The sequence below is a fragment of the Streptomyces sp. SCA2-17 genome (assembly GCF_044336695.1).
Window position 1 is genome coordinate 1,848,753 of sequence record NZ_CP117521.1, and the last position, 15,150, is coordinate 1,863,902.

Annotated in this window: 13 protein-coding genes; 5 read left to right on the top strand and 8 right to left on the bottom strand. The window is 71.9% G+C overall.

Annotated features, from left to right (window positions below; genetic code table 11):
• Positions 1-11 precede the first annotated feature (11 nt).
• The 8 genes from rodA to folC all read right to left on the bottom strand — a co-directional run bounded on the left by rodA (position 12) and on the right by folC (position 8,902).
• On the bottom strand, positions 12-1,211 hold the full coding sequence (gene rodA, locus PS271_RS08295) for a rod shape-determining protein RodA (protein WP_398381333.1): 1,200 nt from the start codon (positions 1,209-1,211) through the stop codon (positions 12-14).
• Entirely contained in the window at positions 1,208-3,346 is a 2,139-nt protein-coding gene (gene mrdA, locus PS271_RS08300) for a penicillin-binding protein 2 (RefSeq protein WP_398381334.1), read from the bottom strand. Before mrdA ends, rodA begins: the two co-directional genes overlap by 4 nt.
• Complete coding sequence (gene mreD, locus PS271_RS08305) at positions 3,343-3,990, bottom strand: rod shape-determining protein MreD (RefSeq protein ID WP_398381335.1); 648 nt, start codon at positions 3,988-3,990, stop codon at positions 3,343-3,345. The genes mrdA and mreD overlap by 4 nt, the downstream gene beginning before the upstream one ends.
• Positions 3,991-3,993: 3 nt before the next feature.
• Positions 3,994-4,926, bottom strand: coding sequence for a rod shape-determining protein MreC (mreC, locus tag PS271_RS08310; RefSeq protein WP_398381336.1), 933 nt, complete (start codon positions 4,924-4,926; stop codon positions 3,994-3,996).
• A gap of 239 nt (positions 4,927-5,165) precedes the next feature.
• The gene (locus PS271_RS08315) at positions 5,166-6,185 is read right to left on the bottom strand and encodes a rod shape-determining protein (RefSeq protein ID WP_004950903.1); all 1,020 of its coding nucleotides are present in this window, start codon (positions 6,183-6,185) and stop codon (positions 5,166-5,168) included.
• Positions 6,186-6,481: 296 nt separating this feature from the next.
• Positions 6,482-6,895 carry a nucleoside-diphosphate kinase gene (gene ndk / locus PS271_RS08320; protein WP_120758704.1) on the bottom strand — a complete coding sequence of 138 codons (414 nt, stop codon included), beginning with the start codon at positions 6,893-6,895 and terminating at the stop codon, positions 6,482-6,484.
• Between the two features lie 118 nt (positions 6,896-7,013).
• A complete protein-coding gene (locus PS271_RS08325; RefSeq protein ID WP_398381337.1) occupies positions 7,014-7,373 on the bottom strand; it encodes a DUF4233 domain-containing protein in 360 nt (119 codons plus the stop codon).
• 2 nt (positions 7,374-7,375) lie between these two features.
• On the bottom strand, positions 7,376-8,902 hold the full coding sequence (gene folC, locus PS271_RS08330; protein WP_398381338.1) for a bifunctional tetrahydrofolate synthase/dihydrofolate synthase: 1,527 nt from the start codon (positions 8,900-8,902) through the stop codon (positions 7,376-7,378).
• Between the two features lie 132 nt (positions 8,903-9,034).
• Between folC and PS271_RS08335 the strand changes: the two genes are divergently transcribed.
• The 5 genes from PS271_RS08335 to PS271_RS08355 all read left to right on the top strand — a co-directional run bounded on the left by PS271_RS08335 (position 9,035) and on the right by PS271_RS08355 (position 15,014).
• Positions 9,035-10,123 (top strand): sensor histidine kinase, encoded by a 1,089-nt coding sequence (locus tag PS271_RS08335; protein WP_398381339.1) that lies wholly within the window; start codon positions 9,035-9,037, stop codon positions 10,121-10,123.
• The gene (locus PS271_RS08340) at positions 10,120-10,848 is read left to right on the top strand and encodes a response regulator transcription factor (protein ID WP_398381340.1); all 729 of its coding nucleotides are present in this window, start codon (positions 10,120-10,122) and stop codon (positions 10,846-10,848) included. The genes PS271_RS08335 and PS271_RS08340 overlap by 4 nt, the downstream gene beginning before the upstream one ends.
• Positions 10,849-10,970: 122 nt before the next feature.
• Positions 10,971-12,101: a non-hydrolyzing UDP-N-acetylglucosamine 2-epimerase gene (gene wecB, locus PS271_RS08345; RefSeq protein ID WP_398381341.1), complete on the top strand. Its 1,131-nt coding sequence runs from the start codon at positions 10,971-10,973 to the stop codon at positions 12,099-12,101.
• A gap of 220 nt (positions 12,102-12,321) precedes the next feature.
• Positions 12,322-13,686, top strand: coding sequence for an XrtP-associated glycosyltransferase (locus tag PS271_RS08350; protein ID WP_398381342.1), 1,365 nt, complete (start codon positions 12,322-12,324; stop codon positions 13,684-13,686).
• Positions 13,687-13,847: 161 nt separating this feature from the next.
• A complete protein-coding gene (locus PS271_RS08355; RefSeq protein WP_398381343.1) occupies positions 13,848-15,014 on the top strand; it encodes a hypothetical protein in 1,167 nt (388 codons plus the stop codon).
• Positions 15,015-15,150 lie beyond the last annotated feature (136 nt).

The window sequence follows — 15,150 nt, forward strand, 5'->3', positions numbered from 1 at the left end:
CGGGGTGGCGGTCACGCCGAAACCGGTCGCTGCACCTTGATCGACTGCAACAGTCCGATCGCGATCCACGCCGCGAACATCGACGATCCCCCGTACGACACGAACGGCAGCGGCAGGCCCGTGACCGGCATGATGCCCAGGGTCATCCCGATGTTCTCGAAGGACTGGAAGGCGAACCAGGCGATGATCCCGGCCGCCACGATCGTCCCGTAGAGCTCGGTCGTCTCGCGGGCGATGCGGCACGCGCGCCAGATGACGACGCCGACCAGGAAGATGATCGCGCCCGCGCCGACGAATCCGAGCTCCTCACCCGCGACGGTGAAGATGAAGTCGGTCTGCTGTTCGGGCACGAACTGGCCCGTGGTCTGGGAGCCGTGGAAGAGGCCGGAGCCCAGCAGGCCGCCGGAGCCGATGGCGATACGGGCCTGGTTGGTGTTGTAGCCGACGCCGGAGGGGTCGAGCGCGGGGTTGGCGAAGGCCGCGAAGCGGTTGATCTGGTACTCGTCCAGGACGCCCAGCTGCCAGATGAGGATGCAGCCGAGGACGCCCGTGCCGATCAGGCCGGCGATCCAGCGGTTGGACGCGCCGGAGGCGAGGAGCACGGCGAGGACGATGACGACGAGCACCATCACGGAGCCGAGGTCGGGCATCAGCAGGATGATGACGATCGGCAGGGCGGCGAGGCCGAGGGCCTCCACGACGGTGCGGTGGTCGGGGTGGAGCCGCTCCCCCGCGTCGACCTTGCCGGCGAGCATCATCGCCATCCCCAGCGCGATGGTGATCTTGGTGAATTCGGAGGGCTGGAGGGAGAAGCCGCCGCCGAGCTGGATCCAGGAGCGGGCGCCGTTGATGGTGGCGCCGAGCGGGGTGAGGACGGCGACGGTGAGCAGCACGGAGATGACGTAGAGGATGGGGACCGCGCCGCGCAGGGCCCGGTGGCCGACCCAGACGGCGCCGACGGCCAGGCCCAGGCCGATGCCGGTGTTGAGGATGTTGCGGAGGAGGAAGTAGTACGGGTCGCCCTGGTTGAGCTCGGTGCGGTTGCGGGTGGCCGAGTAGACCAGCAGGGTGCCGATGCCGGAGAGGGCGAGGGCGGCCCAGACCATGACCCAGTCGAGGCGGCGGAAGACGGAGTCGCGGGCGGTCAGCCGGCCCCAGGCGGAGCGCTCGGGGCTGTAACGGCGCGCGCGGTAGCCGTCGGTGGCGGTCACGTGTCCTGCTCCTCCTTGCGGGCGGAGGGGCTGGGCGGGGGCGGCTCGATGGGCTGGGCCTCGATGGTGCCGTCCTTCTCGACCTTCGGCAGCCCGGTCTGCGGGTGGGGCAGGAGCGCCTTCTTGGCGTCGATCTTGCCCTTCTCGTCGACGCCGTAGAGGGCGTTGTAGATGTTGCGCACGGCGGGGCCGGAGGCGCCGGAGCCGGTGCCGCCCTGGGAGATCGTCATGACGACGGCGTAGTCGCCGGTGTAGGTGGCGAACCAGGAGGTCGTCTGCTTGCCGTAGACCTCGGCGGTGCCGGTCTTGGCGTGCATCGGGATCTCCTTCTGGGGCCATCCCTCGAAGCGCCAGGCAGCGGTGCCCTGGGTGGCCACGCCGGCGAGGGCGCCGTCGATCTGGTCGCGCGTCCTGCTGTCGAACGGCAGCTTGCCGTGGGACCGGGGCGCGATCTCGTGGACGGTGCGGCCGTCGGGGCTGATGACGGCCTTGCCGACGGTGGGGTTCCAGAGGGTGCCGCCGTTGCTGATGCCGGCGTAGATGGTGGCCATCTGCAAGGGGGTGACGAGGGTGTCGCCCTGGCCGATGGAGTAGTTGACGGAGTCACCGGCGCGCATGCGCATGCCGGACTCGCAGTTCTCCTTGGCGATCTGGCCGGCGTAGCTGGTGTCGGTCTTGCCCTGCTTGCACCAGGTGTCCTTGTTGGCCTCCCAGTAGTTCTTCTTCCACTCGCGGTCGGGGATGCGGCCGGTGACCTCGTTGGGGAGGTCGATGCCGGTCTCCTTGCCGAGGCCGAAGTCGTGGGCGGTCTTGTAGAACCAGTCGCCGGGGTGCTTGGGGTTGTTGCCGCCGTCCTTCTGCCACTGGCGGTAGGCCAGGTCGTAGAAGACGGTGTCGCAGGAGACCTCCAGGGCGCGGCCGAGGCTGATGGGGCCGTAGCCCTTGGACTCGAAGTTCTTGAAGACCTGGTTGCCGATGCTGTACGAGGCGGAGCAGTTGTAGTTGCCGTCGAAGGCGTAGCCGGCCCTGACGGCGGCGGTGGCGGAGACGACCTTGAAGATCGAGCCGGGGGCGGCCTGGCCCTGGATGGCGCGGTTGAGCAGCGGGAAGCCGGAGTCCTTGCCGGTGAGGTTCTGGTAGTCCTTCGCGGAGATCCCGCCGACCCAGGCGTTGGGGTCGTAGGTGGGGTTGGAGGCCATGGCGACGACGCGGCCGGTCTTGGCCTCCATGACGACGACGGCACCGGCGTCGGCCTTGTAGTTGGTGCCGGTGTTCCGGTCGACCTCCTTGCGGGCGTCCTTCATCGCCTGGTCCAGCTCGCGTTCCGCTATGGCCTGCACGCGGGCGTCGATGCTGGTGACGAGGTTGGCGCCGGGGACGGCCTTGTCGCTCTTGGCCTTGCCGATGACGCGGCCGAGGTTGTCGACCTCGTAGCGGGTGACGCCGGCCTTGCCGCGCAGCTGGCTGTCGTACTGGCGCTCCAGGCCGGAGCGGCCGACCTGGTCGGAGCGGAGCAGCGGGGAGCGGCCGGCCTTGGCCTTGGTGATCTCCTCGTCGGTGACGGGTGAGAGGTAGCCGAGGACCTGGGCGGTGTTGGAGCCGCCGGGGCCGGCGTAGCGGCGGACGGCGGTGGGTTCGGCGGTGATGCCGGGGAAGTCCTCGGCGCGCTCGCGGATCTGGAGGGCCTGCTGGGTGGTGGCCTCGTCGGTGATGGGGATGGGCTGGTAGGGCGAGCCGGCCCAGCAGGGCTTGGGGGTCTTGGCGTCGCAGAGCCGGACCTTGGCGGTGACGTCCTCGGGCTTCATGTTCAGCACGCCGGCGAGGCGGGTGAGGACGGTGCGGCCGCGGTCCTTCATCTTCATCAGGTCGGTGCGGCTCGCGGAGACGACGAGGCGGGTCTCGTTGTCGGCGAGGGGGACGCCGCGGGCGTCCAGTATCGAGCCGCGGGTGGCGGGGGCGACGACCTGCTGGATGTGGTTGTCGGCGGCTTCGGCGGTGTATTCGTCGCCGTTGCGGATCTGGAGGTACCAGAGGCGGCCGGCGAGGGTGAGGAGGAGGGAGAAGACGAGGATCTGGATGACGACGAGGCGGATGGTGACGCGTGAGGTCCGCCCCGAATCAGGCAGGTTCGTCATAGGCGCTTCACTCCCTTCACACGAGGCCGCCGCAGCCCCGTACGCATCCCTGTCCGCATACCCGTGCGCTGGCCGCTCACCCGGTTCGCGCGGCTCGTCCTGCTGCCGCCCATCGTGCTGGGCCCGTCGGCCGTCAGCGGGTCGTTCTGGACGCGCCTGGCCATGGCCATGACGAGCGGGACGACGAAGGGCGCGAGCAGCAGGTCGTAGAGCGCCGCGGTGAAGACGAGGCTGGTGAGGCCGACGTTGCGGGCGGCGGTGTCGCCGACGAGGGAGCCGACGCCCGCGTAGAGCAGCGTGGAGCCGACGGCCGCGGCCACGACGACGAGCATGGGCACGGTGGCCGAGCGCAGCTTGCCCGTCTCGGGCCGGGCGAGGCCGACGAGATAGCCGATGACGGACAGCACGAGGGCGTACCGGCCGGTGGCGTGGTCGGCGGGCGGGGCCAGGTCGGCCAGCAGGCCGGCGGCGAAGCCGATGACGGCGCCGTTGGTGTGGCCGTGGACGAGGGCGAGCCCGACCACGACGAGGAGCAGCGGGTCGGGGACGGCTCCCGGCAGGTGGAGCCGGGCCAGGACGGTGACCTGCACGACGAGGGCGACGACCACGAGCGCGGTCGAGAGCAGGATCCGGTTGAGGCGCATCGGTCAGTCCTCGGGTTTGGCGCTCGCGGACGGCGTGACCGTGACGGTCACGGTGGGCGTGGGCTTGGGCGCTTCCGGTTTGGGCGGGAGCACGGTGTCGCGGGGGTCGGTGCGCGGGGGTTCGACGACGACGCCGACGATGTCGAGCTTGCTGTAGCCGACGAAGGGGCGGACCTGGAGGGTGCGGGTGAGGCTGCCGCCGGCGGGCTCCACGCGGGTGACCTCGCCCACGGGGACGCCGGGCACGAACGGCTTGTCCCGGCTGGAGCCGAAGGTGACGAGCCGGTCGCCGGGCCGGACGGCCGCCTTGCCGTTGAGCAGTTCGACGCGCAGGACGCCGGCGCCCTGGCCGTTGGCGAAGCCGAGCTCGCCGCTCTTCTCCATGCGGGTGCCGACGGTGAACTTGGGGTCGTTGGCGAGCAGCACGGTCGCGGTGTCGCGGGCGACGGTGGTGACGCGGCCGACGAGGCCTTCCCCGTTGAGGACGGTCATGTCGCGCTTGATGCCGTCGCGGCTGCCGGCGTCGATGGTGACGGTCCAGGAGAAGCCCTGGGCCGCGCCTATGGCGATGACCTGGGCGCCCTTGATGCCGTACTGGCCGCGGCCGGCGGTCTTGAGCATGGCGTCGAGCTCGGCGGCCCGGCCGCGGTTGCGGTCGTTGCTGCCGAGCCGCTGCTTGAGACTGGTGTTCTCGCGCTCCAGGGCGCTGATCCGGTTGTGCCGCTCGCCGGAGTCACGCACGGCCGCCACGGCATTGCCCACGGGGTCGACCGCGGAGGCGACGCCCTTCTCCACGGGCCCGAAGACGGAGGCCGCCGCGTGCCGTACGCCGTCGAGCGGGGACCGCTCACCGCCACGGATGTCGACCGTGATCAGTGCGAAGGCGATGGCGACCAGCAGCACCAGCAGCAGCCGGCTCTCTCGTGTGTCCCTCACGTGCGGCGGCGTGCCCTTCTCGTAGGACCGGCGCGCTGCGGGGCGGGCCGGTCATCCGGAGCGTTGTGCCTGTATATCAGGTTGTTTCCCGGCAGCGGTGGTACGCGGGGTCGCTTTGGCGCCACCCCCGGCCAAGGGGGTGGCGACGTCCCCCGACGGGTGGAACGCGCCGGGCGCGACGGCCCCGGGAGGCCCCCCGGGCAGCGTCCCCGCGCGCCCCCGCGGGGAGGGCGCGCGCGTCAGCGCCGGGGCTGTGCGTCCAGGACCTGCTGGAGGGCCTCGAACTCCTCGACGCACTTGCCGGAGCCCAGCGCGACGGAGTCCAGCGGGTCCTCGGCGATGTGGATCGGCATGCCGGTCTCCCGGCGCAGCCGCTCGTCGAGGCCGCGCAGGAGGGCGCCGCCGCCTGTGAGAACGATGCCGCGGTCCATGACGTCACCCGAGAGCTCGGGCGGGCACTTGTCGAGGGTGGTCTTGACGGCGTCGACGATGGAGTTGACCGGCTCCTCGATGGCCTTGCGGACCTCGGCGGCGGAGATGACGACGGTCTTGGGCAGACCGCTGACCAGGTCCCGGCCGCGGATCTCGGTGTGCTCGTCCTGCTCGAGGTCGTAGGCCGAACCGATGGTGATCTTGATCTGTTCGGCGGTGCGCTCACCGAGGAGGAGGCTGTACTCCTTCTTGATGTGCTGGATGATCGCGTTGTCGAGCTCGTCGCCCGCGACGCGGATCGACTGGGCGGTGACGATGCCGCCGAGGGAGATGACCGCGACCTCGGTGGTGCCGCCGCCGATGTCGACGACCATGTTGCCGGTGGCCTCGTGGACGGGGAGGCCGGAGCCGATCGCGGCGGCCATCGGCTCCTCGATGATGTGCACCTGGCGGGCGCCCGCCTGGGTGGACGCCTCGATGACGGCGCGCCGCTCGACGCCGGTGATGCCGGAGGGCACGCAGACCACGACGCGGGGCCGGGCCATCCACCGCCGCTTGTGGATCTTGAGGATGAAGTAGCGGAGCATGCGCTCGGTGATCTCGAAGTCGGCGATCACGCCGTCCTTGAGCGGCCGGACCGCGACGATGTTGCCCGGGGTGCGCCCGATCATCTTCTTCGCCTCGGCACCCACGGCGAGGATGCCGCCGGTGTTGGTGTTGATGGCGACGACGGATGGCTCGTTGAGGACGATTCCGCGGCCTCTGACGTACACCAGCGTGTTGGCGGTCCCGAGGTCGACAGCCATGTCACGGCCGATGAACGACATGTTGTTCCCCATGAGGATACGTCTGGCCTTCCCAGCTGGAGCGAGCGATTGCTTACTTGAGGTCGGCAGGGTGGTGCGGGCGGTTGCGCCGCGGGCGCGAAGCTCTCATCGTAGTCTCGACCGGTCGAACGCGGCGCGAGGGTTCCTCCGCCATTGTCGGCGGAAGTCGAGCTCCCCCCAGTAATGGTGACGTCGTGTCGGAGTGAGAGGTTCCCTCGTTCGCCACGCATATGCCAGGGGCGACCGAAAGAAAATCGGTCGCCCCTGATCGGAAAGGCTCCGGGCCTGATGCGCTATCAGGCGAGGCCGGGAAAGAAAATCTTGATTTCCCGCTCGGCCGACTCCTCGGAGTCCGAGGCGTGGATGAGGTTCTCGCGCGTGATGGTGCCGAAGTCACCACGGATGGAGCCCGGGGCGGCCGAAATCGGGTCCGTCGGGCCGGCCAGGGCGCGCACGCCCGGGATGACGCGCTCGCCCTCGACGACCATGGCGACGACGGGGCCGGAGGACATGAAGCCCATCAGCGGCTCGTAGAAGTCCCGGCCCTCGTGCTCGGCGTAGTGCTGGGCGAGGGTGTCGCGGTCGAGGGTGCGCAGCTCCAGCGCGCTGATCGTCCAGCCGGCCTTGCGCTCGATGCGGGCGATGACCTCGCCGGTCAGCTTGCGCCGGACGCAGTCGGGCTTGAGAAGGACGAGGGTGCGCTGGCTCATACTGCGGCTCCTTGCGGGCGATCGTTCTGGTGGGCCAGAGGGTACAGGGGCGCGGTGGGCGCGCGGCACCCGGACCGGGGCCGGGAGGCGGCCGGGCGCCGGCCTCCCGGAGACCGGGCTAGGCGGGGTCGGCGGCGGCCGCTTCGGCCGCCTGCGCCGCGAAGCGGGCCTTCGCTTCGTCGATCTTCCGGCCGAAGTGGACCGACGCCCACCACAGGCCGCCGAAGACCACTCCGAGGATGAACATCATCGGGACGATGAAGCCGCTCAGGACCAGCCCGATCTGGAGCAGCCAGCCCAGCTGGACGCCGCCCGGGCGGCCGAGCATGCCGCACAGCAGCACGCTCACGGCCATGGCGATGCCGCTGACGGCCCAGACCGTGCCCGTCGGGAGGTCGGTCATCTGCATGGCGACCAGACCGGCGAATCCGATGACGAAGAATTCACCGATCAGAGTGCTGGCGCACAGCATTCTCATGATCAGCCCTTTCCGAGGAGCAGCCGGGCCTCGCCGACGGTGACCACCGAGCCGGTGACCAGGACGCCCGCGCCGGAGAACTCGGCCTCCTCCTCCGCGAGGGTGATCGCGGCCTCCAGGGCGTCGTCCAGCCGGGGCTCGACCTGGACGCGCTCGGCGCCGAAGACCTCGACGGCGACGGCCGCGAGCTCGTCGGGGTCCATGGCGCGGGGGGTGGAGTTACGGGTCACGACGACCTCGGCGAAGACCGGCTCGAAGGCCTCCAGCAGGCCGCGGACGTCCTTGTCGGCGCTGGCGCCGACGACACCGATGAGCCGGCTGAAGCCGAACGCCTCGGTGACCGCCTCGGCCGTGACCTGCGCGCCGGCCGGGTTGTGCGCGGCATCCAGCACGACGGTGGGGCTGCGGCGCACGACCTCCAGCCGGCCCGGGGAGCTGACCTGGGCGAAGGCGCGGCGGACGGTGTCGATGTCGAGCGTGCGGGCGTGCTGCGAGCCGATGCCGAAGAACGCCTCGACGGCGGCCAGGGCGACCGCGGCGTTGTGCGCCTGGTGGGCGCCGTAGAGCGGCAGGAAGACCTCGGGGTACTCGCCGCCGAGGCCGCGCAGCGTCAGCTGCTGGCCGCCGACGGCGACCTCGCGGGAGACGACGCCGAACTCCATGCCCTCACGGGCGACGGTGGCGTCGACGTCGACCGCGCGCTTGAGGAGCACCTGCGCGGCGTCGACCGGCTGCTGGGCGAGGACGACGGTGGCGTCCTGCTTGACGATGCCGCCCTTCTCGCCGGCGATCTCGCCGGGGGTCGAGCCGAGGCGGTCGGTGTGGTCGAGGGAGATGGGGGTGACGACGGCGACGGAGGCGTCCACCACGTTCGTCGCGTCCCAGGTGCCGCCCATGCCGACCTCGACGACGGCCACGTCGACCGGGGCGTCGGCGAAGGCCGCGTAGGCCATGGCGGTCATGACCTCGAAGAAGGACAGGCGGTGTTCCTCGCGGTCGTCGACCATCTCCACGTACGGCTTGATGTCGGCGTACGTCTCGACGAAGCGCTCGGCGGAGATCGGTGCCCCGTCGAGGCTGATGCGCTCGGTGATCGACTGGACGTGCGGGCTGGTGTACCGCCCGGTGCGCAGGTCGAAGGCGCCCAGCAGCGACTCGATCATGCGGGCCGTGCTGGTCTTGCCGTTGGTGCCGGTGATGTGGATCGCGGGGTAGGCGCGCTGCGGCTGCCCCAGGATGTCCATCAGGGCCTCGACGCGCCCCAGCGAGGGGTCGAGCTTGGTCTCGGGCCAGCGCCCGGCGAGCTCGGTCTCGACCTCGCGCAGGGCGCGGTCGAGCTCGGGGTCCTCGGGGCGGGAGGGGATGTCGCCCTGCGGCGGCCCGGCCTGGGCGCGCAGGGTCCGGCTGCCGGCCTCGATGACGGCGAGGTCGGGGTCGCGGTCGGTCTCGGCATCGACGATTTCCTCGAAACGGTCATCGTCGTCGGGGCCGGTGCTGCCGTTGTCGTCGTTCAGGGGGCGCTCGCTCACGCGGACCAGTCTACGGAGGGGGTGTGACGGCGCGGGCGGCAGGCCCGGCGGCCTTGCCCTACGGTTTTTCCCGAAGAGACCTTTTTTCCCGAAGAGCCCTTTGTGTGCGGAGAAGCCGGGTGGTGCCGGGTGGTGAGCGAAGAGGACGACCGGTGGCGGACGCTGCTGGGCGCGCTGCTGGAAGCGCTGCCCGCGGGCGCCGTCGTGCAGGGCCCCGACGACCGGGTGCTCGCGGCCAACCGGGAGTTCACCCGCATGTTCGGCGCCGGGGGCCGGACCGGCGAGACCCTGGCGGGCCACCACGTCCACCGGACGGCCGAGCTCCCCCTCGCCGACGGCCGCACCCTCCGCCGTGTGATCGAACCGCTCCGCCACGAGGGCGGCTACCTGGGCGCCCTGTGGACGTACGAGGACATCACCGAGCGCAAGCGGCGCGAGCGGGACCTGGAGCGCGACAACGTGGCGCTCACCGAGCTGGCCCGGCAGCGCAACGCCTTCACGGCCGCCGCCTCCCACGAGCTGCGCACGCCCCTCACCTCCGTGATCAGCTTCTGCGAGCTGCTCACCGACCCCTCCTTCGGCACCCTCACCGACGAGCAGGCCTCCTTCCTGGACGCCATCCGGCGCAACGCCGACCGCATGCAGCGGGTGATCGCCGACCTGCTGCTGACCACCCGGATGCGGGCCACCGCCGGCCTGGAGCTGGAATTCGACGGCGTGGAGGTGGACCGGATGCTGCTGGACGCCGTCCTGGACCGCATGAGCACGATGCAGGAGGCGGGATTGTTCACCGTTCTGGAGTGCGCCCCCGGGCCCGTCCTGCGCGGCGACCGGCACCGCTTGCAGAACGTCCTGGCCAATCTTCTGGAGAATGCCGCGAAATACACCCCCGCGGGTGGCCGGATCTCGGTGACGGCGGCACCGCGCTTCGAGTTCTGGGAGATCGAAGTCGCCGATACCGGAATCGGCGTCCCGGAGGAATTCCGGGAGGAGATCTTCAATGGTTTCGTACGGGCGCCGAACGCACGTACGGGCGAATATCCCGGCACCGGTCTCGGGCTCGCCATCAGCCGCACGATCGTCCGGCTGCACGGCGGCACGATCACCGCCGGCGAGGCGCCGGGCGGCGGCGCCGCCTTCCTGATCCGGCTGCCGGTCGCGGGCCCCGGCGCGCCCCCGCCGGGCCCCACCGGACCCCCGCGCCGGGAGGCGGCCGCATGACCCGCGTGCTCGTCGTCGAGGACGACCCCGACCTCTCCCTCGCCCTGCGCACCCTCCTCACCCGCGCCGGCTACGAGGTCGCCCACGCCGGCAACGGCCGCGAGGGCCTGCGGCTGCTGTTCGCCGAGCGCCCCGCCCTCATGCTCCTGGACATCGGGCTGCCGCAGCTCAACGGCTGGGAGGTGCTGGAGCGCACCCGCGACCTCAGCGACCTGCCCGTCCTGCTGCTGACCGCCCGCGGCGCCGAGACCGACCGCGTCCGCGGCCTGCGCGCCGGCGCCGACGACTACCTGCCCAAGCCCTTCGGCAACGACGAGCTGCTCGCCCGCGTCGAGGCGCTGCTGCGCCGCACCGCGCCCACCCGCTGGGCCGGCGACTCCTTCGACGACGGGCTGCGGCTCGTGCCCGAGCGGCGCTCGGCGGTCTGGCAGGGCCACGAGGCCCGGCTCAGCGACATCGAGTACCGGCTGCTCCAGGTGCTCGTCCGCAACCGCGGCCGGGTGATCACCACCGACCAGCTGCTCGACCGGGTCTGGGACGACCCCGAGGGCACCGGCCGCGAGCGGGTGAAGTTCGCCGTCCTGCGGCTGCGGCGCAAGCTGCGGCAGGCCGCCGGCGACGAGGCGGCGGACCCGCTGGAGGCCGTACGGGGCCTGGGCTACCGCTACCGGGCCGACGGCGGGGACGAAGGTCCCGGGAACGGGGAGGACGAAGGTCCTTTCTGAGGGCTTCCGCCCCGCTTCAGGCGATTCGCAACCGTCGGGCAACCGAAGGCACCCCAGGGGTGCAACCGAGGCACCGCAAGGTCGTGAGCTGTCCGCAGCCCGCCGGCCCCAGGAGTCACCTCGTGCAGTCCCTGCCCGCCCGTAGCGTCGCCGTCGTCCTCGGCACCCGCCCCGAGCTGGTCAAGCTCACCGACCTCGTGCGCCTCCTGGGCCCCGCCGCCCACCTGGTGCACACCGGTCAGCACTACGACGAGGAGCTCTCCGGCCGCTTCCTGACCGAGCTGGGCCTGCCCGAGCCGACCTTCCTGACCGGGGTCGGCGGACAGCCGCGCGCCGTCCAGATCTCCAGCGCCCTCGCCCAGCTCGACGAGCTCTTCACCGCCGAGCCGCCGCTCGCCGTCGTCGTCCAGGGCGACACCAACGCGGCCCTCGCCGGCGCGCTCGCCGCGAACGCCCGCGGCATCCCGCTGCTGCACGTCGAGGCCGGCCTGCGCAGCCACGACCGCAACATGCCCGAGGAGCACAACCGCGTCCTCATCGACCGCATCGCGGACGTCCTGTGCGCGGCCACCGAGGACAACCGCGCGAACCTCCTCGCGGAGGGCGTCGACGACGCGCGCATCGCCGTCACCGGCAACACGGTCGTCGAGGCCGTGCACGGCCAGCTGCCGGCCCCCGCCGAGCGCGCGGAGCTGCTGCGGCTGCACGGCCTGACCGCCGACTCGTACGTCCTGGCCACGGTCCACCGCCCCGAGAACACCGACTCCCCCGAGGCCCTGCGCGCCATCTTCACCGAGCTCGCCGCGCTCGCGACCGACGGCCGGCCGGTCGTCGTGCCGCTGCACCCGCGGACCCGGGCCCGCGTCGAGGCCGCCGGCCTGGAGGGCCTGCTGGCCGGCCTGACCGTCACCCGCCCGCTCGGCTACGGCGAGTTCCTCGCCCTGGCCCGGCACGCGGCGCTGCTCGTCTCCGACTCGGGCGGCATCCAGGAGGAGTGCACGGTGCTGGGACGCCCGCTGGTCGTCGTACGGCGCTCCACGGAGCGGCCGGAGGCGATGGCGGACTTCGCGGACCTGGTGGAGCCGGGCGCGGAGATCGGGCGGGCGGCCCGGCGCCGGCTCGCCTCCGGCGCGGAGGGCCTGACGCGCCTTTCGGCCCTGCCGAGTCCCTTCGGGGACGGGCTGGCGTCGGAGCGGATCGTGACGCTGCTGGCGGCGATCACCGCTCCGCAGGAGCTGGCCGCGGCGGCGTAGGGGGTTCTTCCCCCAGCCCCGCCCCTTCCCGTAACCGGGGGCGAGCCCCCGGACCCCCGGATCGCGCTGAGGCGCTCGGGGTCCGGGGCTCCGCCCCAGGAAACGGTGAAAGGGCGGGACCGGGGCCTCTCCTCCGCCGCAACGGCGAGCAACCCCCACGCACGTGACCGGCGGCGCCGAACCGGCCGAAGCCTGCTGTCCCATCGGAGCGATAACCCGCATGTTCTCCAGCCCCCTCCTCCTCATATTCCCCTTCTTCCTCCTCGCCTGCTTCCTGCTCTACTGGGCCGGCGCCCGCCACGCCTACCTCCGCCGCCCCGAGGCCGAGACCGGCAACGCCGACGCCTTCGACTGGCACTTCTTCGTCCCGTGCCGGGACGAAGAGGCAGTCGTCGGCACCACCGTCGAGCGGCTGCGCGCCGATCACCCGCGCGCCCACGTGTGGGTCATCGACGACGACAGCGACGACCGCACCGGCGCGATCGTCGCCGAGCTCGCCGAGACGGACCGCCGGGTGCACCTCGTCAGCCGGGTCCGTCCGAACGCCCGCCAGGGCAAGGGCGCCGCGCTCAACTCCGCGTACGACGAGCTGAACCAGTTCCTGTCCAAGGACACCGACCGTGAGCGCGTCGTGGTGTGCGTCATCGACGCCGACGGCCAGCTCGACCCGTACGCGCTGGAGCGCGTGAGCGGCCCCGCCGGCTTCGGCGACGCGGAGACCGGCGGCGTGCAGGTCAGCGTGCGCATGCGCAACGCCGGCGACCCCCGCCCGCTCCCGGACCGCGGCCGGGCCCGCAACGCCTTCGCCCGCCTCCTGGTCCGCATGCAGGACATGGAGTTCTCCGTCTCCAACGCCGGCATGCAGCTGCTGCGCGGCCGCACCGGCTCCGTCGGCCTGGGCGGCAACGGCCAGTTCACCCGGCTCTCCGCGCTGGACCGCATCGCCGCCGCCGAGCGCCGCCCCTGGCAGCGCGGTGCGCTCCTGGAGGACTACGAGCTGGGCCTGCACATGATCCTCAACGGTGACCGGATATCCCACATAGCCGACACCTGGGTCTCCCAGGAGGGCCTGCCGCACGCCCGCCGCTTCCTCACCCAGCGCACCCGCTGGGCGCAGGGCAACCTCCAGTGCGTCCGCTACGCGCCGCGCATCGTCTCCTCGCGCCACTACGGCGGCAAGGGCGTCCTGGAGACGCTCTACACCTTCCTCCAGCCGGTCGCCCACCTGGTGACCCTCGCGCTGTGCGCGGTCATGTTCGCCCTGCTGGGCCTGACCGCGGCCGAGGACGGCTTCGGCGCCGCCTTCGGCGGCATGCTCGCGCTGTGGCCGCTGGTGCTGGGCCTGGCCGTGGTCTCCGTGCTGCCGTTCGTGCTGTGGGGCCCCGTCTACCGCCGGGACCGCGCCTCCGACCACTCGCTGCTGTCCGCCCTGCTGTGGGGCCTCGCGCTGTGGCTGTACGCCTACCACCTCTTCCCGGCGTCGGCGCGCGGCTTCGTGCGGATGCTGCGCGGCCGCAACGGCTGGGCGAAGACGCGGCGCAACGCCGAGGTGGTCACGTCGGGCCCGATCGCGATCGAGAGCTGACGGCGCGTCACACAAACAGTGAACCGGGTCACACTTACGACCCTCGGAGCAACCTCCGCTCCCGTTCCGCCATCTGACCCCCGGTGACACATGTCCGGAGCGGTTCCGGGCAGCGGAACGGGAGCGTTGTACGGGTGCGGGTACCGCAAATCAGCACACGGATGCACTTGCTGCTGCTCACGGCGTGGACCGTGCTGTGGTTCGCCGTCGTGGAACCCAGCGGCGGCTTCTCCTGGCACTACCTGCGCACCGGCGGCGAGCTGATCTACGACGGGGGCGACGGCACCGGCGGGCTCAACCTCTACGCCCACCACCCCGAGCTCCAGATGGGCCCCATCAGCTTCCTGGTGGCGGGCCTGTTCAACCCGTTCTCCGAGCACACGGGCCAGTTCCTGGCGGCGGCGTTCATGTCCGTGCTGGGCCTGGTCATCATGGTGCTCGCGGGGCGCAGCGCCGCCATGCACTTCCTCGGCACGGGCACCAACCACGAGCGGCTGCGGCGGCGCGTGCTGATCGCGGGGCTGGCGTTCATCCCGATGTGGATCGAGGTGTCGGTCCGCTTCGGGCACCTGGACGACGTCCTGGCGCTGTTCTTCACGGCGCTGGCGGTCTGGTTCCTGACCCGCTGCAATCCGGCGGCCGTCGGCGCCTGCCTGGCCCTGGCCATGGACTCCAAGCCGACGGCCCTCGCCTTCGTGCCGCTGATCCTCGCCCTGCCCCGCGACCGCTGGATGCGGGCGGTCCTGTGGTGCGCGGCGCTGCTGGCGATCGCCTGGCTGCCGTTCTTCGTCGCGGCCCCGGACTCCTTCGCCGCCGCGAAGTTCACCATCCCCAACAGCCCGGCCTCGGCCCTGCGCTGGCTGGGCGGCAACACCCCCGTGACCCCCGACTGGGCCCGCCCCGCCCAGGCCGCCCTCGGCCTCACGCTGGGCGCGGTCGCGGTGTGGCGGGGCCGCTGGGCCGGGGTCGTCCTGCTGGGCGCCAACGCCCGCATCCTCCTCGACCCGAGCGTCTACACGTACTACACGGCGTCGGTGCTGCTGGGCACGCTGCTGTGGGACGTGTGCGGGCAGCGGCGCCTCGTGCCGTGGTGGAGCTGGATCGCGCTGATCGTGCTGTACGGCAGCGTGTTCGCCGTACCGGACGAGTCGGCCAAGGGCCTGATCCGGCTCGCCTTCGTGGCGGTGTCGACGGCGTACGTCCTGTTCTGGCCACAGCACCGCCGCCGCCGGCGCCGCCCCCTCTCCGAGGAGGAAGAGAGGCTGGTGGAGGGCCCATGGGGCCCGATGTGGGACCCGAACAGATCGAGACCGTGGGCGGCGCGGTAGGCGCCCCATTAGGGGCGCGGGGCTGTGTCAATGTGCGGCTCCGCCGCGTGGGCGCGACAAGCCCCCACCGGCCCGCAGCCGACATGCAAACGGCCCCCTGCGCCCGTAAGGCACAGGGGGCCGCTCAATGCCCGAG

Excerpts from the sequence above, each read along its gene's own strand:
- mrdA (WP_398381334.1), bottom strand. The coding sequence starts at position 3,346 with ATGACGAACCTGCCTGATTCGGGGCGGACCTCACGCGTCACCATCCGC.
- mreD (WP_398381335.1), bottom strand. The coding sequence starts at position 3,990 with ATGCGCCTCAACCGGATCCTGCTCTCGACCGCGCTCGTGGTCGTCGCC.
- PS271_RS08315 (WP_004950903.1), bottom strand. The coding sequence starts at position 6,185 with ATGTCGTTCATCGGCCGTGACATGGCTGTCGACCTCGGGACCGCCAAC.
- ndk (WP_120758704.1), bottom strand. The coding sequence starts at position 6,895 with ATGAGCCAGCGCACCCTCGTCCTTCTCAAGCCCGACTGCGTCCGGCGC.
- PS271_RS08325 (WP_398381337.1), bottom strand. The coding sequence starts at position 7,373 with ATGAGAATGCTGTGCGCCAGCACTCTGATCGGTGAATTCTTCGTCATC.
- PS271_RS08340 (WP_398381340.1), top strand. The coding sequence starts at position 10,120 with ATGACCCGCGTGCTCGTCGTCGAGGACGACCCCGACCTCTCCCTCGCC.
- PS271_RS08350 (WP_398381342.1), top strand. The coding sequence starts at position 12,322 with ATGTTCTCCAGCCCCCTCCTCCTCATATTCCCCTTCTTCCTCCTCGCC.
- PS271_RS08355 (WP_398381343.1), top strand. The coding sequence starts at position 13,848 with ATGCACTTGCTGCTGCTCACGGCGTGGACCGTGCTGTGGTTCGCCGTC.